This window comes from Paeniclostridium hominis, from assembly GCF_014306135.1.
In the GTDB taxonomy this organism is placed as follows: domain Bacteria; phylum Bacillota; class Clostridia; order Peptostreptococcales; family Peptostreptococcaceae; genus Paraclostridium; species Paraclostridium hominis.
In genome coordinates this window covers 508974-527928 of record NZ_JACRWD010000001.1, presented here as the reverse complement: position 1 = coordinate 527928, position 18955 = coordinate 508974, and the positions used below count along the sequence as shown (strand labels likewise).

The following is an 18955-nucleotide window of genomic DNA, read 5'->3' as shown; positions in this document are numbered from 1 at the left end:
AACTTAGCGAAGTGATATAATAGTTGACTGACGAAACACTTAAGATATGCAATATTTCGTGTGAAGGAAACAACTATTATATCGCGAGCGACCATCGTCTAACGAAGTATCCCCCTAAGCTCAGAAAGACCTCTGCTAATCTCTTCCTCAAGCTTTTCAAGCTTCTCCATTATTACCTCTGGATCTTCATAAACAACTTCTTCATACTCTATCTCTTTATACTTATTAATACTTAAATCATATCCATTATCAACTATCTCTTTCTTATCAACAAAGAACCACTTATCTTCCTTACTTGGCTCTAAGTTTTTATCATCCATACACTTTTTAAAGCTCTCTATAATATCAGGTATATCATTAGCTTCTATCTCATTTCTCTTATCATCTAAGCTATACCCATCAGCTTGCATATCATATAACCATACCTTATCAGTTTCTCCACCTTTAGTAAATATAAGTATTCCCGTAGAAACCCCAGCATAAGGTTTAAACACACCACTCGGCATAGATATAACAGCTTTTAATTCACATTCTTCTATAATCTTTTTTCTAACATCCTTATGAGCTTTAGAAGAACCAAATAACACTCCATCAGGAACTATTACAGCACCTCTACCACCCATATCAAGGATTCTATCTATAAGTGCTAAGAATAATAATTCTGTCTTTTTAGTTTTTACAACACTTCTTAAACTTTTGTTTATATCTTGCTCATCTATACTTCCTTTAAAAGGAGGGTTAGCAAGCACTAAAGAATATTTATCTTCTTCATCATATTGACTAGATAAAGCATCAACTTGAGTTATTTGAGGATTTTCTATACCATGAAGCATTAAGTTCATAGCCGCTATTCTAAACATAGATGGGTCAAATTCTGTTGCATTAAACATTTTATTTCTATAATGATCCCATCCTCTTTCATCTATTAAATCACCTATTTTATCGTGTAAAATTCCTTCTTCATCAGTAAATACACTTTCTTTATCTGTATATTTTCTAAGTATGTACTCACTAGAACTAACTAAAAATCCTGCTGTACCACAAGATGGGTCTGTTATAACATCTTCTATAGTAGGATCCATTAGTTCAACCATCATATTTATTATGTGTCTTGGAGTTCTAAACTGACCATTAACTCCTGCTGTTGCTAGTTTTGATAATAGATATTCGTATAGATCTCCGTTTGTATCATTATCATCTAAGTTTATACTATTTATTAACTGAACTGCTTCGTATAATAAAGTTGGTTTTTGAATTAAAAACACAGCATCTTTCATTTGATTTGCAAATATACTATCTTCATCTGAATATGTTTTTAAAAATGTAAATACTTTATCTTGCATATTTTTAAACATTTCTTCTGAATTGTAGTTTGCAAATTCTGACCATCTTAAATTATCTGGTTTTACATCTAATCTATTTCTATCATTTTCATCCATATTTTCTACATATCTTTCAAATACTGTTTTATATGGTCTTCTTATTCTTGCTGCTTTCTTTTCTTTTGCAATTTCCGCATCATCTAGTTTTTTTATAAATAATAGATATGATATTTGCTCTACGACAGTTAGGGGGTTAGATATCCCCCCTGACCAAAAGCTATCCCATAATCTGTCTATTTTACTTCTTATTTCTGAATTAAGCATGTACTTCCTCTCTTTCTAATTATGCATATATATTGTCTTCTGCTTCTGTTTTATATGGCTCTATCAGGTCAAATACTTCATCTTCAAGCTTTCCTGTAAATATACCACTTATGCCATCTTTACTTAAAGTAGTATACTTGCCTTCAAATAAAGATGCAAATGAAATTCCTTTATTTTTAAGTATATCATCTTTTATCATTTTAATCATATTCATTTGTTTAACACTAATTTTTGAGTGATGTTCATTTATAAACTCGTCAAATTTAGCTGTTAATTCTTCTTCATCAACACCTACAAACTTTCTAATTATACCTACTAAATCTTCTTTACTTACCTTAGATTTTTCGGCTAATTCATCTATACTAAATTCTAACTTTCCAGAGTTAAATATATCATAAATCATATCTAATTCCTTACTTGTTATACTTTTTCCTTTTCTTATTTTTTGAATAACAAGGTTCATATTCATTTCTTTTTCTAAGGCAGCTTTTACTCTTTCTACATATGCATCAACATTTACCTTAGCATAATCATCACTTGTATCAATATCTTTTATAATTAATTCACTATCTTTTATATCTAGCTCTACAAATGTTTTTTGATTTTTAGATTTATATTTCATTAAATCTCTTAAAAGAACTCTTATTTCTTCTATCTCTTTATAATTTAAATCATTCCATTTTTCAATTTTTAACAACTGTTTTATATAATCTCTAGTTGAATTAAATTGATTCATATTTGTATTAAGTCTAGATAAATTGTCAATTACCTTAGCTACATGAGAAATTATATTTACATCATCATTAAGTTTTAATATTTGCATTTTATACATAGCATTATCAAATAGTATAGCTTCTCTTTGACCATCTGTATCTATCCATCCCATAAGAGGAGCTATGTTTTTCATTAACTTATCAATTAAGTTTTTATTTATATTTTCCCATACATTATAAGGTTTTAATGAATCTATAAGTTTTTTATTTTTTCTTATTTCTACTGATCTTTCTGGTAATGCATTTATATCATCTCTTATTAATTTTACTAGATCTTTAACCTCTTCTTCTAGACTTTTATTTTTTAATATTTCAAGAAGTTTTACTCTATACTCAAATCTAATTTGCTGTGATGATTTACTTTCAACAGGAATTATACCATCTGGTTTCTCATCAAAGAATTCAAAGTTTTGCCAATGGTCAAATATGTAAAACTCTTTTTTGTCCATTCCTTCTCCGAATAAGTTAGGACATAATCTTGTTCCTCTTCCTATCATCTGTAAGAACTTAACTTTTGAGTATATTGGTTTTGCAAATACTAAGTTCACTACTTCTGGAACATCTATTCCTGTATCTAGCATATCTACTGATATAGCAATTCTTGGTCTATCTTCTTCTTTAAATCTTTTAAGTACTTCATCTTTATTTGTTACAGCAGAATGTATTATACAAGCTAAATTTCCGTTATATTGAGGATACATTTCATCAAATAGTTTTTGAAGTAATGTTGCATGATTTTTATTTTTTGCAAATATTATACTCTTTCCTATATCATCTTTTACTTTAATACCATTATCCATTAAGTTTTTTAGTATTTTTCTATTTGTATCCTTATTAGTAACAAACTCTTCTAGTGCATTTTTATCAAAGTCTACTTTTTCCTCATCTAATCCATCTTCTTCTAATTCTCTTTTTTGCTTTTCACTTAAATTATTCCACTTTATACCTTTTCTTAAAAATTCTGTAGTAGCATCTTTAGCTTTGTATTTTAAAAGATATGGTGGTTTATGAGTTACAGCTTCCTCATATCCATAAGAGAATGTAGGATCTGTATCATCACAATCAAATAGTTTAAATGTATTTCTATTTATAAATCCTACTGGTGTTGCAGTAAGTCCAACTAAATAAGCATCAAAGTAGTTTAAGATATCTCTATATACCTTATATATACTTCTATGAGATTCGTCACATATTATAAGGTCAAAAAATCCTACGCTAAAAGCATGATAATAATTTATCATGGTTTGATAAGTTGAAAAATATAAAACTGATTCTCTATCTTCACTTGTTTTTGCAGTTAGCCTTATCTGTGGAGTATTTGGCATAAATGTTTTAAAACTACTTTTATCTTTCATAGCTTGATTTACAAGTTCATCTCTATCTGCTAAGAATAATACTCTTTTTGCATAGTTTGCTTCTATCATCCCTTTTGTAAGTCCTATTACAGTCCTTGTTTTTCCGCATCCTGTAGCCATTACAATTAGTGCTTTTCTATGACCATTTTCAAATTTTTCAAATACACTTTTTATACCTTCTATTTGATAGCTTCTTCCACTTATATTTGTATCAATCTCTACGCTACTAAGTGATTTTCTATTTTTATGCTTAAACATTTCATATTCTAAATCTTCTAATGTATAAAATCCCCAAACCTGTCTTGGAGCACTGTATTTATCATCCCACATATATGTTTCATATCCATTTGTATAATATATTATAGGTCTTATGCCTTTCATTTTCTCTATTCCATCAGCATAAGCTTTAGCCTGTTCTTTTCCTACATGTGGATCTACTATAGTCTTTTTAGCTTCTATTACTGCTATAGGATTATCTTTTTTATCAAGTAGTACATAATCAGCAAATCCTACTTTGCCATCTATCCCTTTATAATTTTCTATTTTATACTCTTTTACTACACTGCTTCCATTTACTTTCCATCCAGCTTGTTCTAATAGTACATCTATTAATTTCTTTCTAGTTTCAGCTTCATCTAAGTCTAACATATCTTCTACTTGTTTAAGCTCTGTATAATTACTTATAATAGAAGTTTGTTTTGTCTCTTCTTTTACTTTTATTACTTCTTCTTCATTTACTAGTTGTACTTTTTCTATTTCTTGTTGATAATCTTCTAGTTTATATACCTTTTTAGCTTTAGTTGTTGGCATTTTAAATTTTAAAGGTAATATAGACTTATCTTTAGTAACATTTATATAAAACCAAGCACTCACTTTGTGCATTGCTATTAAAGCTTCTTTAGCTTTTTGTTTATCATCCATAGCCTCATGCATTGCTTTATTACCATGAAGTCTTACTATATTAAACCAATCTGGTATAGATGTGTTTATATTTAAAGTTCTAAGTTTTTTTATTTTATCATCTTGATTTGCAAATCTATCCATTTCTACTTTTAAAACAACTAACAATAAATCCATTAGTTGTTCCCCTAACATTCTAGTTTTTAACATTGTAGCGTTAGGATCAGTAAGTATGTATCTTTCCGCTTGCTCACCTAACTTTTTTAAATTAGGCCATTTTTCTAAAAAATTAAAGTTTGACACTCGTAACCCCTCCATAATTAAAATTATTAAATAATAAATATAATATACGTCCTTTTATTATTTTATTTTACATTATTTTCCACAAAATTATAATATTTACTATGTAAAATATGTATCTAATAGAGTTGATTATATATTTTTAAAATATGAACATCGAGTCATAATACTTCAAATAAATTTTTCAAATACTAAAGCCCCTAAAAAATCCTGCAATTACTTTATAAGTACTCATATGTACTGATCAGAACAATAAACTGCAAAAAGGGTAATTTAAAAATAAATTAAATGCCGTAAAAGTAAAAAATGAAGCCTATCAAAAGGCTTCAAAGATACATTTATAATATAAACCTATACATCGTATTTTACAAGGTATTGGGTTTCAATTTTTTAATATATATTATTCTAGATATCAACATAAATAGGCATATGTAAATATATAATCCACACTGATATATTTTATTTTGTTTCAAACCAATCCGTAGTCACAACTACACTATTAGCGCCATCCTTATAAGGCATCATCTCTAATTTTTGCTTAGCACCAGGACTAAAGTTGTCTAGTATTACATAATCGTCGCCTATAACAATTCCATCATCATCTTTATACTGTACTTTATATGACACTGATTTATAATCTATTTTAGAAGTATTTTCTACTATTCCTGAAAATACAGTTTCTCCAAATCCATCAGTAGATTTTTCAAAAACTGTCTCTCTAGCTAATTTATCTGCAAATACTTGTGCCTCATTCTCCTTATTTATAACTGTAGCTTGTTCTTTAAAATCTTTATACGTTTGTTGATGTGCATCTTTCACTTTTATTTTATAATCATCAACCATAGATATTAATGCTGGCTTTCTTAATTTATCAGATTCTTTCAAGTACTTATCCATTAACTCTATATCGTTTGTTTTGTTTGCTTCTATTTGTTTTTTAACTCCATTTATATAATCATTGCCTAATTTCTTTAAATCTTTATCTTCAACATTTTCAAGATTAGTTTTCATAATATTTATCTCTTCTTCCAAGATTTTTGTAGTCTCTTTAACATACTGTTCTTCTGTATAGTTCATACTATTTGTAGCTTTCTTTTCTAGTTTATCTTGTTCATCCCATCTTTTATTTATAGCTTTTTCAAAATCTGCTATAAAAGAATCATCTGTTTTTACAACAGTATTTTGTTTACCACTAGTTTCTTGGTTATTGCATCCCACAATTCCTAATGTTATTGTACTTATTAATATTAGACCTAAAACCTTATTTTTTAACCCCATTGAACTTCCCCCCATAAATTTCACTATATATTTAATTTTAATAACTATTACTGATTTTATCCACTATAATTTATATACTTATTGGTAATTTTTTATAACCTCCATATTAGTGTATAAATTTTTTAAAAATATTAGAATTAAAGATCTTGGTAAATGTTTCAACTGTAAAAAAGAAACACATTACTAAGATATTTTAAATAATCGATGTGTATGTAGTGAAGAATGCTATAACCTGTTAAGTAATGCCTATGCTAACAAAGTAAACAAAATTATGAATAATGTTTCAGATACAATAGATAAAAGAATTGAACTTAGACAAACTTTTACTAAAGAATTTAGATTTACTATAAAAGAAAAACTAAAATTTGGGATAGAATATATGTTACTTATTCCACAATAAGTTCTAGATTGTATTAAAAAGAAAAGCAAAAAATGATTTATACATAATAAATAACTCCTTATATATATCCTTCCTACTTTTATTATTTATTATTTATAAATTTTTAAATTTATAATGAGCCCTTATATTTATATTAAGAGCTCATATATTAGTGTATTAATAATTTTAATTTTTATGTATTTTATATTTGTGAGTATATAATTATATATTTTACTTAATTCGTACTCTTATATTAGAGAATATTATAATTAATTTATTGGATATTTTCTCTAATATAATTAGTATCAAAGTATCTTCCATTGTCAGTTAGCATATTGTTCATATCTAATACAGCATGAACACTTGAACTTGGTCTTTCTACTGTTATATCAATTGTAGATATATCTGATTTAATATTATCTAAACACCAATCTGTATATGCGCCTATTGCATTTTCTTCTGCATCCACATATGGATGATCTTTGTCCTCTTTTATATTTATAACTAATGTAGATCCATTTTTACTTACATTAACAATAGAGCTGTCCTCAACCTTTGATACATCATTTTTAACAGTCTCTACATCTGTAGCTCCTTTAGTTTCTTCTAACGATTCTCCCTTAGGTAAATCTATTGGCTCTTCTAAGTTGTTAACAAACTTAAAGCTACTATAATCTCCTGGATTAATATTTATTGCATCTGCTAATTCTCCATTAGGAGCATATAAAACAGATCCCATATCGTATCCTTTGCCTATATGCTCTTTATCTGTATAAAAACCAATAGTTAATGCATTAACTTTATGGTCTTTTGTATATTTTAAAGCTTCTTTTTGAGCTATTTTGTATAATTTGTCTAGTGAACAATTTTCATCAACGACAATGTGCATAGTTTCTCTTACTGTGTTGCCTATATTCGTATCATCTATAAGCTCTATGCTATAATTCCCTAAATCTTCATCGCTTGTTTTTTGTTTTTCTTCAACACTAGATACATTTGTTTCTTCTACTTTCGTAATATCTGTTTTTTGTGCTTCTTTTTTAGAACATCCTATCATTCCTATGCTAAGTGATGCTATTAATAATGTTAATATTTTTTTGTTTAACTTCATACATTTACCTTTCTTACTATAATTTAATTCTATTTTTCTTGTTTTCAGTATATACAGCAAAATATATTATACATCTTTACTTTGTCGAATTTTGTAATTTATTGCATTTTAAGTTTATATATTCCAAACAAAGAGAAGGTATAGTGAAACACTATCCCCTCTAAAATACCTTCAAATTTACTTTTTTATAAATACTGCTACATCTATAATATTTTTTTCAAATACTGTATTATCCAACTTCACACCTCCTATGCTAATATTTCCTAAAAAATAAATTCTAGGAGGTAACCTTATGAAATGGTATTTAGATTTTGGCCATGGAGGCAAAGATCCTGGTGCTTTAGGATCTAAAAACACAAAAGAAAGCGACACAGTATTAAAAATAGGTATGCTAGTTAAATCTAAACTTGAAAAACACTTTGAAAAAGTAATAACAACTCGTGAATCAGACACCTTCTATTCCTTAGAATACAGAACCAATAAAGCTAACAAAAATTCATGTGACTACTTTATTAGCATCCACATGAACTCATCTACAAATAAAACTGCCAAAGGAACAGAAACTTGGGTATATGACTCAAACAGTAAAATATATAATTTAGCTCAAAACCTATCATCAAATTTATCAACTAATCTAAAAACACCTAATCGTAATGTAAAAGAATCTAAAAAATTCTTCGTACTTAAAAATACTAAAATGCCAGCACTAATTATAGAAATAGACTTTATATCTAACCCAGAAATAGAAAGCCTATGTGTTAATGAATCTTATATAAAAAATGTAGCTGATACAATAGCTTCTACACTACTTTCATTTATAGGAAAAGATGACTATTTAGTAACAGACGATACAGAAAGTTCGAATTTTTATAAAGTATGTATAGGTGCCTTTAAGGATAAAAACAATGCCATTCGCCTTAAAAATGAAGCTATTTCAAAAGGCTTTAAAGATACCTATATAATTTAATCAAATAACTCCTTAAAATATTTTTTCAAATACTTTCTTTGAAGGCTCAAACACCTATCCCCTATAATTATCTTAACAATACAAAAGGAGGTGAAACACATGGCTGTTAGTGAAACTAAAAATCCATCTGCTTTAAAAATAAAGCTAGATTGTGGGCTTAATGATGATGGTAAAACTATTGTAAAATCTAAAACTTACTCTAACTTAAAATCAGATACATCAGCTCAAGATACATTAGATGTTGCAAGAGCTATTTTATCTTTACAAGTTCATGATGAACTTGAGATAAATAAGCAAGATAATACTATCTTGAATTAGTTATCTAATAAATTTATGTGAAAGGAGGTGTTTTCATGGAAACTACAAAGAAATTAGTAATGTCTTTTAAAAGTACTTTAGGGAGAGTTGTTTCTATATCAGTTGATGATCCTAGGGAAGATGTAACTGAAGCTGAGATAAAAACAGTTATGGATATGATAGTTGAAAAGAATATATTTGCTCCTAATGGAGCTGATATAGTAGAAACTGTTGAAGCTAAGATAGTTGTAACAGATACTACTGAATATGACTTAGTTGTCTAATCTTAAAGGAGGGTGTTTATTCATCCTCCTTTTATCATATCTTGAAAGGAGGTATTTTTTATGAATTCAGAAATCCAAACACTAATTGCTAATGTTGGCTTTCCTATTGCTATTAGTATGTATTTACTTATTCGTATAGAGGCTAAGCTTTCTGCTCTTAGTGATAGTATTAATGAATTGAGTAAAAATATTAATATCATGAGTATTAAATGAGATAGTATATACTAACTATAATATCTTTTGTAGTCTAGTTATTTATGAATACATAAATAACAAAAGGTGGGACTTTATATCCTACCTTTTAACTAACAAATACTTATAGTTATATAACATTACCTGACCTTATATCTCTTATTTTGTGATTTGTAAGGTTTATAATATCTATAGCTTTCTTATTTTCTTCAATGTCACTTTTAAGTTCCTCTGAAATATCGTTTAATACATCTAATGAAGAATTATAATAATTTGTTAACTGTAAACTAAGACTATTAAATACTTCTTTTTTCATATCTTCTAAAGTCTCAAGTATCTCTTGTTTTTTACCTTGTAATTCCTTAAATTTTTTCTCTTCATTAAATCTTGAAATAATATTTTCTAATATTTCTATAGCTGAAAATATTACAGGTATTACTTTAACAAGCTTCGATACGTTTCCGGCCATCTTTGCAGCTTGCCATGGTTTAAATTTGTATCCAACTTTTTTACCTAATCCATATATTGCTTTATGGTATACTTCTTTTCCTATATTAGTTGGAATAGGTATCTTATTAATTACTCCTATATTTAAAATATTAGATTCTTTTATTTTTACATCATTTAAATCTACATCCATACTACTACCATTATATGAATCTATATAATCATATGAATTCATTCTTATTTTTTTCTCTATATTTCTATATTCCTTTTCAATTGATTTGTAAAAATATGACTCTTCTTGTTCATTTTTTACTTTCTCTATATTAGCTTTGTATAACTCTTTAAAATCAAGTATATTTTTTTCTATAGATGAGTCATAAAACTCACCTATAACTGTATCTATATTTTCTTCTGATAAAATAGATAATTTATCTGTTTCAGCTGGTGAATTAACATTATTTACAATTCTTATGAAGTTATCTTCAAACATATCATTTACTTTTTTTCTTTCACTAGATATTAAAGTATTACATCTTAATGTCATATTTTCAACTATATCACTATACTGTAATGATATATTATTGTTTAATTCATTTAAATTCTCATAATATGCTTTAATATCTATTAAATCATTTTTAACTATATCAATATATTCGTTTATTCTATCATATAGTCCTAGGTAATTAGTCCCTTGCTCACATTTACTTATAAAATAATCAAATATATTCTCAAAATTTTCAAAATAGCTTAATTCTTTACAATATTCTTCCTCCCAAAATTGCTTAGCTACTTCAATATCTACTCCATCTCCAACTGAATATGGGTCTGCACTTATTGCTACCATTGGTATATCTCTTTCTACACCAAGTTCATTTAATATACGCTTAACCTCTGCAAACTTAATATTACATATGTCATTATATTCTTCTTCTAACTCTATACTTCTTCCCGTTTGATCTAATCTATTGATTACTACTATAAATCTTTCTTCCTTATTTAAATCTTTTAATAGTTTCTTTATTATAGGTCTATGGTTTTCAAGTATTAATCTATCTGCTTCACATACCCATACTACAAGGTCTGATTTACTCATATAATTTTCAGTTATGCTATCATGTTGATTTTGAGTAGATTTCAATCCTGGTGTATCAATTATATCAATTCTATTCCACTCTACTTTATGTATATCTGCAGTCATTGGATTTGCATCAGTCTCTAAATTAATCCCAGTAAGCCTCTTAATTATTGTAGATTTTCCTGAACTAAAAGTTCCCAAGAATGACACAGTAAGCTTTTTATCTGCTTTTAATAAAACTTCTGCACTTTCAATTTCAACCTTTAAATTGTATACAGATTCTAAGTTTAGTCCTTTAGTGATATTCACTATTTCTTTGCTTCTTTCCACATATTGGATTATTTTTTCTTTCATTATAATATTACACCCCAAGTTCTATATTGTAATTATATTTTATTTGTAAAGCTATTTTTATTTCGTCTAAGTTAACTTGACTATAATTATAACTTTTATTTATATAAATCTTTAAAACGTCTCTTTCATCATCAATCGATATCGTGTTGACAGTAACTAATTTTTGGGTAGCATTTTCAATAATATTTTTTATATATACTTCTTTATCGTCATTATCTAGTATAAAATATGTGTATTCATCTTGAAGTATATGGTCTATTCTACATCTCATATTTTCTAAATTTTTGATATCTTCTTCACTCTTACATCCTACTATAGCGTAACGTCCTGGTTTTCTAATTACAGAATTAACTTTTATAGACTTATCTGATATTAAATCAATAACTTCTTGATATAATTTCCTATCTACTTCAAACTTTATATCACTCATTTCTGTACAGAACTTCTTTAAAATTACACTTCCATTTTCTGATGATTTATACATTTCTTCTAATGGATTAGCGATCTGGTTTCTTATATTATCTAATATATCTTTAAATCCTGTTAAAACTTCATTTTTATTTTTATCTTTATATCCATTCCAAAGTTTTCTTTGTATTTCTTTCTCTATACTATTGCATTTTTTTGTAAGCAATTCTATAGCTTCTTTTCTCTTCTGATTTCTTTTCATATTATTTTCAGTTGTCGTATCTCTAGATTTTCCTAATAGTTTCGATAAAAACGTTTTCGCAACAGCTATAGCAAATCCTAAAAACACATTAACTCTAACTGCAATTCCTTCTATAATCGTAGCTATAGTTTCAAATGCAAATATAAGATTGCTCTTAAACTTATTATTTTTAAATTCTTCTAGAGCATTTTTTATTAACTCTGTTATATCCTCAACATTTATAAATCCCTTAAGTTCAAGTTCCATACTCTTCTCAAATTCATCTAATTGATTTCTAAGCCTCTCTTCCACTTCTTTTGAAATTTTAGGAATTATATCTTTTGAAATTTTAAAATTGAATTCATTGAATAATTCTTTAAGTTCAGTATCTATTTCTTTACTATTATTAGCAAACGCTCTGTCTATTATTTTTATACCCTCATTTTTTAATGATTGTACACATCCTAAGTTCGATTGTATTATATATCTTACTTCTTCTCCTTTTTTACCATATTCTCTAGTTTCTCCAAATTCATACTTTATACTTTTAAGTCTCTTTTTTAAGAATTCTTTACTTTCATAAAAAGAATTCTTATTTTTATTTGATTCTATTATAACGTTATATAGATAAATAGATAGAGATTCATATATATTCTTAGTTTTTAGTATATTACATTCATTCTTTATAATAGCATTTATATTGTATTCTAACTCTTTAAAATTACTATATTCTAATATATTTTCTAAATTTTTAAATTTTTTCAAACTCGAACTTTTACTCTTATGTAAATCTTCTCTAGATTCATCTATATCATTGTTTTTTCCAAAAAACGCAAGTTGGGCATTTATAGCTACTATTTTAAAGTTTTTTAACTTTAAATCATTTTTTAATATGTTCTCTGCATAATCAATTATTTTTTGTGTTGGTTTAAAATCTTTTATATTAGTAATGTTAGGAGGAGCACTTTTTTGATTTATAACTAATATAAATGGTAAGTTATTCTCCTTTACCCATTCTGCAATTTTTTCAACTTCTGATATCTCAGGTGGCTTATTTGCACAGACAAATATAGCTAAATCAGTTTTTTTGATTTCTTCTTTAGCCAATATCTCAAACTCCTCTCCACCTTCAAATCCTGGTGTATCTAGTATTCTTAATCTTCCAAAATTTGATGATGTAACAACCTTAGTTGTATTCTGCTTTCCAGTTCCTATACTATTACCCCTATTAGAGTTAGTAAAAGTTTCTATTATAGTGCTTTTCCCTGCATTTGTTATCCCAAAAAATGATATTGTAAAATATTGGATATTTTCTTCTTTTGCTCCTTTTATCGAAGTTATATCTGTTTGAAAATTATTTTTTAATTTATATATCATATTTGTAAATTCATCAATTTGATCTTTTATCTTGCTACGTTCTTTTAATTCCTTATTATTATTATCCTCATAATTTTTTTTTAATTTTTTTACGTCAGATTCTGTATATTTAAATAAACTTTCAATTTTATTTATAATTGAACTAAAATCTTCTATGAATTTTATATTTTGTTTATATGATATATCCAATGCTTTTTTTATTTCACTATCCACCATTAACCTCCATTTTTTAATATTTAATGACTATATGTTATATAACTATATTATATAACAAAATAATCCAATTTCATCACTCAAAAACTAAAATATACTAACTTGTTTAATAATTATTACATTTTTCTCATATAATATAAATTTAATATTATTTTTATTAGTTAGATATCTTTTACTCATTTCAATCATACTTCTGCCATTCACTAGTATCTAACATATTTTCAACGCGCTTTTATAATTTTGTAGTAACAGAAAAATTATGGACATAATTCTAATGCAATTTATAATTATGCTATTTTTTAAGAGAACAGGTCTTCCCCTGTTCATTTTTTTATCCATAAATCCTATAATTCATCTTCCTACCCTTCATTTTTACCAAATAATCCTTACTCATCTCAATTAACCTACTCCCAATAGCCTCATCACCAACAACTACAAAAGTCATATCACGACATCTATCACACCTATAGCTTTGTGTTTTCCTCAAGGAACTTTCTAAACTCTTCAAGTTCTTCTTCTGTTGGCTTTCTATACAAACCTTGCTCCTCTTTATCAACACTTCTCTTATAGTATCCATTGCTTTAAAATCCCATTAACATAACCCATATTACATGATCCATTATTTGTATCAATTTCTATAGCTCTTTTAAATAATCTAACATCTATCGTTTCATTAACTCCCACTAACCAATCACAAGCAATACCATTAATAAGATCTATATTTTCTTCAAAAATTTTAGCATAATCACCTATATTATTTTTTACATACATACCTACAGTATTTTTTTCATCTTATTCTTTTTCTTTTTGTTTTTCTTTTTCTTTTTATTTTTATTTTTCTTTTTCTTTTTCCCCATAGTGGTCCTTCAAATTAGAATCAACTACAGGTATGGGTATAGATACACTATCTATAGTTGTATCAAAATTTAAACTTCAGTATCTATACTGTATCCATACATATCACAAATAGTATCTTCACAATAAACAATCTTTACATACTCCTCAAATCTTAAAATAAAAAGGTTATACCTTAGAAGAAATGGCAAAGGATTTAAATACCACTAAGGTTACACTTTCTAGATATGAAAATGGTACAAGAGAGCCTAAAAGCGAGACTCTTAACCAATTATCAGATTATTTTAATGTTTCAATAGATTATTTATCCGGAAAAACTGATGCAAAAACACCTAAGACTAAGGATGAAATTATAGATGTAAAAAAGGCAATTGAAGAAATAAAAGATGAACTTGAAAATAGTAATTCTTTAATGTTTGAAGGGGAATGTTTAAGTGAATAATTTTATTTTGGGTATTTAAAAGGTGTCTAGTATTTAGACACCTTGCTTTTTAGAGAAAAACGACCTTATATGGTTATTTATGATTTTCTTAGTTTTATTGCCTTTTATTATAATTTAATATACATTTACCAATCACAATTAACTTATATTAAATTATATCTTTGTAATAATTCTTCAATTACAGTTCCTGAAATTTCTTTCTTAACTATATCTAATTTAATTTTATCTAATAATGGTAACTTAATATCTTTTAGTTTTTTACCATCTAGCATCTTAGAAGTTGAATCAAGCAACACCCTAATATCATAACAAGAATTAAATACCTCAGGAACTCCACGATCAACATCAAGTAGTGTATATACAGCCTCCATAGCAGTTCTTACAGAATACTCTGTTGTAAATACAGTATCACGAACAGTATCTGCAAATTGACCAATAAATGCAAAGTTAACAGCTTTATCTGGTACTACTTTTGGTCTATCTCCAGCTGTTCTTGGCATAAAGAATGAAGTAATGTATGGCATCATACATGGAATACAATGAGCAGAATTTTTTGCCATCTCAGGAATTTCATCTACTGGAACTCCTAAATGATATAGCCATTCTTGAGTAATTTCATAACCTGTACATTCTTTCATTGGTTTTTTTATGAAATCTCCATCTACATCAGTAAATAATCCATAAACCCATACAACAAGCTCATTATCTGGTTGTGATTTAAAATGTGGTTGTCTATTTAAAGTATAACTCATTAGCCAAGATGAATCTTTAACTGTAACAATTCCTCCTGTAACAACTTTTCCACTAAATGGATTACGTTTACATATTTTTTCTATATATGGTGGAATCTTATTATCTAAAGTAGTTATAGTAGCAGATTCCCAATTAGTTTTATTTATATCAGTACAGAATTTATCAGGTCTACCAAAAGAAGAATCTTGTGCTGCTATATTTCTCCAAAGTCTCCAGCACCCTCCTTCAGTAGTATTTAAAACTGGTACATGATTATCATCACCTAAAGATGAATTTTCTGTACAGCTACCATTTGTAATAAATACTAAGTCATCTTCTACTAAATCAATAGTTTCTTCTTTTCCATCCTTAATGCAAACAATTTGTTTTGCTATCTTTTTATCTTTTGTTATTTCAAATTTCACATTTGTAACAGTTGTATTATATTGAAAATGAACTCCATTAGATTCTAGGTATTTAACCATTGGTAAAATTAATGATTCATATTGATTATATTTTGTAAATTTTAAAGCTGTAAAATCAGGAAGTCCACCAATATGATGAATAAATCTTTGAATATATCTTCTCATTTCAAGGGCACTATGCCACTCTTCAAAGGCAAACATAGTTCTCCAATATAGCCAAAAGTTTGATTCATAGAATTCTTTTGTAAATACATCTTCAATTTTTTTATCATATAAGTCTTCTTCTTTTGCCATAAATAATTTTATTATTTCCATAGATGCTTTTTCTGTTAATCCAAATTTTCCATCTGTGTGAGCATCTTCTCCACGGTTAACTGTAGCCCTCATTAAAGAATAATTTGGGTCTTTTTTATTTAACCAATAAAATTCATCTAATACAGAAACTCCTTCAGTTTCTATTGAAGGTATTGATCTAAATAAATCCCATAAGCATTCAAAGTGATTTTCCATTTCACGTCCACCACGAATAATAAATCCTTTCTCAGGATCATTAATTCCGTCACAAGCACCACCTGCTATGTCCATTTCTTCTAATATATGAATATGTTCGCCTTTCATTTGTCCATCACGAACTAAAAAACATGCAGCAGCTAAAGATGCTAACCCAGCTCCAACTAAATATGCTGATTTTCTATCCACACCTTCAGGTTTTTGTGGACGTGCAAATGCTTCGTAATTCCCATTACTATAATACATATAAATCATCCCCTATACTTTTTAAAGCTTATTTATTGTAAAAGCTTTAGTAATTTATTTATTAATATCATATTCCCATTTAAGATTTTATTATATAGACAATATTTAAGCTTTGTAAAAATTTTAAACATAACTATAAATCTGTAAAAAAATTAGACAAATAATAATATTTGTCTAGTTTATATTTTCTATTTATTTTTGTACTAATCCCATTTATCTGTTCTGTATCGCTCTAAAGCCTCTTCTATATTTCCACAAATCAATGTATTCAATCGCCTAATAATATCTTTAGGGTTTTCTTTCATTCCTTTTTTAATCCATTCAAGGACAAGGCCTACAAATGCATACTTATAAAAATCTGCAATAAATTCTTTATCTTTTTCCCTAACTACCATATCTTTTGCCTTTTCTTCTACTACTCCCATAAGAAGTAACTGTACTTCATTATATAAGTAACGTTCTAGATGTTCTCTACTTACAGAGTTGAATGTATTTAATACAAAAGATTTATTCTCTAGTATGTAGTCAAATATATGTTCAAATCCCTGTTGCCAAGTATCATATGTCTTTTTCCCATCTAAGGCTCTTGTTGCTTCATATGTGTAAACCCAATCTAGTAAATCGTAAATATCCTTGAAATGATAATAAAAGGTCTGCCTATTTACTCCACAATCTTCTGTTATATCTATTACTTTTATTTTTTCCAATGATTTTTGGGCTAACATTTTTTTCAAAGATGCAGCAAATGATTTTTTAGTCATTTGAGACATATGTATCCCCTCCATTATTTTAAACTTATAAAATTTCTATTTATACATCCTTCTTATCAAATATTTCTTACACTTTAATTATTTTTCATTAGAATATATAGTTCCACCAATTAATTTTTCTTCTTTTTCTAAATAAGCTCCAAATCTTGGATTTATTGCTTTGAAAAATAGATTTATAAAATTTAATAATACAAAGAATACTACATATGTTGCTATAAATATTTCTATATTTCCTAATAATTCAAATACATTTCCTATTATTTTATAACCTATTTTTCCAAAATATGTTGATAATTTAAAAGCTGCTAATGTTGCAATTGCTAATGGGAATGTAAATGCTGCATATGTTGGTTTAAATCCTTCTTTGAAAAGTTTTAGTATATATCCGTATACAACTACTAAAAGTATTAATCCAGTTATTATTAACCAAGTTAGCATATATATATTTGGATTTGGATCTATAGTTAATATCCCAACTATTCCAAGTGGAGCTGGTGAGCAAATTATACCAACAGTAGGTAATTTTTTATCATCTAGTATCTCACTTTTAAATACTATATAAAGAACTACTGGTAATAATAATGTGTAAAATATAAATCCAAACATAAGCATAAAGTTTGCTATTGGTGGAATTATTCCTCCCATTCCTTTACTTGCCACACTTCCTGTTATCATACCTGTATATATGATAAAACAAGTTGGCATTATATTATTAAAGTTCTTTTCTTTAATTCTTATTATTGTATAATATACTACAATAGCATAATGATATACTACTGCTCCTAACCATAAAGCACTACATACAGTTGGAAATTGTGGATAGAAAAATCCAGAAACTAACCAAGTTACCATGCCCATAGTTGGATAAAATGTTCCTGTAACCGGATCTCTTAATTCTTTTAACATTACTTTTGGAAATCTTATAACTCTCATTAACATTAACGAAAGCATTATTATTGCTATAGTTATTGCAATTGGTTTTAGATAACCGATATCTTTAATTAACCAGCAATTACTAAGTGTTATAAATGCCAAACATGTGCCACTTATTCCTATGTGTAAATTTTCAAGCTTATCTAAATATCTAGTCATACTAACCACCCTCTAATTTGTTATTGATCTATTTTTAATATTTATTTAAATATTTTTTATATTTATCTATGCTGCTATAAAGTAAAATTCTTCCATAGCTCCTAATTTAATTAATTCCCTCTATAAATCACTTTGAAACAGTTCATATTTAAAATATTTTTCAAATACTTTCTTTAAAGGGTTGGCTTCGGGATAAGTAGTTAGAGTTGTTTCATTCACACAAAGACCAAAGAGCGGTCTTTAAGTGTTTCTTCAACAATCTCTAACTACTTCCCCTTCGCCTTTT

At 27.1% G+C, this 18955-nt stretch carries 16 protein-coding genes and 1 pseudogene; 6 read left to right on the top strand and 11 right to left on the bottom strand.

The window, feature by feature from the left end:
* Window positions 1-98: 98 nt before the first annotated feature.
* The 3 genes from H8891_RS02540 to H8891_RS02530 form a co-directional block, all read right to left on the bottom strand.
* On the bottom strand, window positions 99-1646 hold the full coding sequence (locus H8891_RS02540; RefSeq protein WP_187005062.1) for a type I restriction-modification system subunit M: 1548 nt from the start codon (window positions 1644-1646) through the stop codon (window positions 99-101).
* A gap of 19 nt (window positions 1647-1665) precedes the next feature.
* Window positions 1666-4977, bottom strand: a complete 3312-nt coding sequence (locus H8891_RS02535) for a DEAD/DEAH box helicase family protein (protein ID WP_187005061.1) — start codon at window positions 4975-4977, stop codon at window positions 1666-1668.
* Between the two features lie 456 nt (window positions 4978-5433).
* Window positions 5434-6252 (bottom strand): FxLYD domain-containing protein, encoded by an 819-nt coding sequence (locus tag H8891_RS02530; RefSeq protein WP_187005060.1) that lies wholly within the window; start codon window positions 6250-6252, stop codon window positions 5434-5436.
* Between the two features lie 271 nt (window positions 6253-6523).
* Here H8891_RS02530 and H8891_RS15430 point away from each other — a divergent pair, with 271 nt between their 5' ends.
* Window positions 6524-6652, top strand: coding sequence for a hypothetical protein (locus tag H8891_RS15430; RefSeq protein WP_276510602.1), 129 nt, complete (start codon window positions 6524-6526; stop codon window positions 6650-6652).
* Window positions 6653-6905: 253 nt separating this feature from the next.
* On the opposite strand, the gene H8891_RS02525 is transcribed toward H8891_RS15430, so the two are convergent.
* The gene (locus H8891_RS02525; protein ID WP_187005059.1) at window positions 6906-7742 is read right to left on the bottom strand and encodes a hypothetical protein; all 837 of its coding nucleotides are present in this window, start codon (window positions 7740-7742) and stop codon (window positions 6906-6908) included.
* Between the two features lie 292 nt (window positions 7743-8034).
* Between H8891_RS02525 and H8891_RS02520 the strand changes: the two genes are divergently transcribed.
* The 4 genes from H8891_RS02520 (at window position 8035) to H8891_RS02505 (ending at window position 9503) form a co-directional block, all read left to right on the top strand.
* Window positions 8035-8709: an N-acetylmuramoyl-L-alanine amidase family protein gene (locus H8891_RS02520; protein WP_187005058.1), complete on the top strand. Its 675-nt coding sequence runs from the start codon at window positions 8035-8037 to the stop codon at window positions 8707-8709.
* Window positions 8710-8808: 99 nt separating this feature from the next.
* A complete protein-coding gene (locus H8891_RS02515; protein WP_187005057.1) occupies window positions 8809-9027 on the top strand; it encodes a DUF1659 domain-containing protein in 219 nt (72 codons plus the stop codon).
* A gap of 35 nt (window positions 9028-9062) precedes the next feature.
* On the top strand, window positions 9063-9290 hold the full coding sequence (locus tag H8891_RS02510; protein ID WP_187005056.1) for a DUF2922 domain-containing protein: 228 nt from the start codon (window positions 9063-9065) through the stop codon (window positions 9288-9290).
* A gap of 60 nt (window positions 9291-9350) precedes the next feature.
* Window positions 9351-9503, top strand: coding sequence for a YvrJ family protein (locus H8891_RS02505; protein WP_187005055.1), 153 nt, complete (start codon window positions 9351-9353; stop codon window positions 9501-9503).
* A 109-nt stretch (window positions 9504-9612) separates the two neighbouring features.
* Here H8891_RS02505 and H8891_RS02500 read toward each other — a convergent pair whose 3' ends face one another.
* The 4 genes from H8891_RS02500 to H8891_RS02485 all read right to left on the bottom strand — a co-directional run bounded on the left by H8891_RS02500 (window position 9613) and on the right by H8891_RS02485 (window position 14368).
* Window positions 9613-11358 carry a dynamin family protein gene (locus H8891_RS02500; RefSeq protein WP_187005054.1) on the bottom strand — a complete coding sequence of 582 codons (1746 nt, stop codon included), beginning with the start codon at window positions 11356-11358 and terminating at the stop codon, window positions 9613-9615.
* A gap of 7 nt (window positions 11359-11365) precedes the next feature.
* Window positions 11366-13597: a GTPase gene (locus H8891_RS02495; RefSeq protein ID WP_187005053.1), complete on the bottom strand. Its 2232-nt coding sequence runs from the start codon at window positions 13595-13597 to the stop codon at window positions 11366-11368.
* Window positions 13598-13928: 331 nt separating this feature from the next.
* Window positions 13929-14174, bottom strand: a complete 246-nt coding sequence (locus H8891_RS02490; protein WP_187005052.1) for a hypothetical protein — start codon at window positions 14172-14174, stop codon at window positions 13929-13931.
* Complete coding sequence (locus tag H8891_RS02485; protein ID WP_187005051.1) at window positions 14162-14368, bottom strand: hypothetical protein; 207 nt, start codon at window positions 14366-14368, stop codon at window positions 14162-14164. The genes H8891_RS02490 and H8891_RS02485 overlap by 13 nt, the downstream gene beginning before the upstream one ends.
* A 259-nt stretch (window positions 14369-14627) precedes the next feature.
* On the opposite strand from H8891_RS02485, the pseudogene H8891_RS02480 reads away from it, so the two are divergent.
* Window positions 14628-14894, top strand: a pseudogene (locus H8891_RS02480) (helix-turn-helix domain-containing protein); the annotation flags it as partial.
* 143 nt (window positions 14895-15037) lie between these two features.
* Here the strand turns inward: H8891_RS02480 and H8891_RS02475 are convergent.
* The 3 genes from H8891_RS02475 to H8891_RS02465 all read right to left on the bottom strand — a co-directional run bounded on the left by H8891_RS02475 (window position 15038) and on the right by H8891_RS02465 (window position 18669).
* Window positions 15038-16807, bottom strand: a complete 1770-nt coding sequence (locus H8891_RS02475; RefSeq protein ID WP_187005049.1) for an oleate hydratase — start codon at window positions 16805-16807, stop codon at window positions 15038-15040.
* A 203-nt stretch (window positions 16808-17010) separates the two neighbouring features.
* Entirely contained in the window at window positions 17011-17577 is a 567-nt protein-coding gene (locus tag H8891_RS02470; protein ID WP_187005048.1) for a TetR/AcrR family transcriptional regulator, read from the bottom strand.
* A 78-nt stretch (window positions 17578-17655) separates the two neighbouring features.
* Window positions 17656-18669 (bottom strand): TDT family transporter, encoded by a 1014-nt coding sequence (locus H8891_RS02465; protein WP_187005047.1) that lies wholly within the window; start codon window positions 18667-18669, stop codon window positions 17656-17658.
* Window positions 18670-18955 lie beyond the last annotated feature (286 nt).

Coding starts and splice junctions, on each gene's coding strand:
- H8891_RS02540 (WP_187005062.1), bottom strand. CDS start 1,646: ATGCTTAATTCAGAAATAAGAAGTAAAATAGACAGATTATGGGATAGC.
- H8891_RS02530 (WP_187005060.1), bottom strand. CDS start 6,252: ATGGGGTTAAAAAATAAGGTTTTAGGTCTAATATTAATAAGTACAATA.
- H8891_RS15430 (WP_276510602.1), top strand. CDS start 6,524: ATGAATAATGTTTCAGATACAATAGATAAAAGAATTGAACTTAGACAA.
- H8891_RS02525 (WP_187005059.1), bottom strand. CDS start 7,742: ATGAAGTTAAACAAAAAAATATTAACATTATTAATAGCATCACTTAGC.
- H8891_RS02520 (WP_187005058.1), top strand. CDS start 8,035: ATGAAATGGTATTTAGATTTTGGCCATGGAGGCAAAGATCCTGGTGCT.
- H8891_RS02515 (WP_187005057.1), top strand. CDS start 8,809: ATGGCTGTTAGTGAAACTAAAAATCCATCTGCTTTAAAAATAAAGCTA.
- H8891_RS02510 (WP_187005056.1), top strand. CDS start 9,063: ATGGAAACTACAAAGAAATTAGTAATGTCTTTTAAAAGTACTTTAGGG.
- H8891_RS02505 (WP_187005055.1), top strand. CDS start 9,351: ATGAATTCAGAAATCCAAACACTAATTGCTAATGTTGGCTTTCCTATT.
- H8891_RS02500 (WP_187005054.1), bottom strand. CDS start 11,358: ATGAAAGAAAAAATAATCCAATATGTGGAAAGAAGCAAAGAAATAGTG.
- H8891_RS02490 (WP_187005052.1), bottom strand. CDS start 14,174: ATGGATACTATAAGAGAAGTGTTGATAAAGAGGAGCAAGGTTTGTATA.
- H8891_RS02485 (WP_187005051.1), bottom strand. CDS start 14,368: ATGTATGTAAAAAATAATATAGGTGATTATGCTAAAATTTTTGAAGAA.
- H8891_RS02475 (WP_187005049.1), bottom strand. CDS start 16,807: ATGTATTATAGTAATGGGAATTACGAAGCATTTGCACGTCCACAAAAA.
- H8891_RS02470 (WP_187005048.1), bottom strand. CDS start 17,577: ATGTCTCAAATGACTAAAAAATCATTTGCTGCATCTTTGAAAAAAATG.
- H8891_RS02465 (WP_187005047.1), bottom strand. CDS start 18,669: ATGACTAGATATTTAGATAAGCTTGAAAATTTACACATAGGAATAAGT.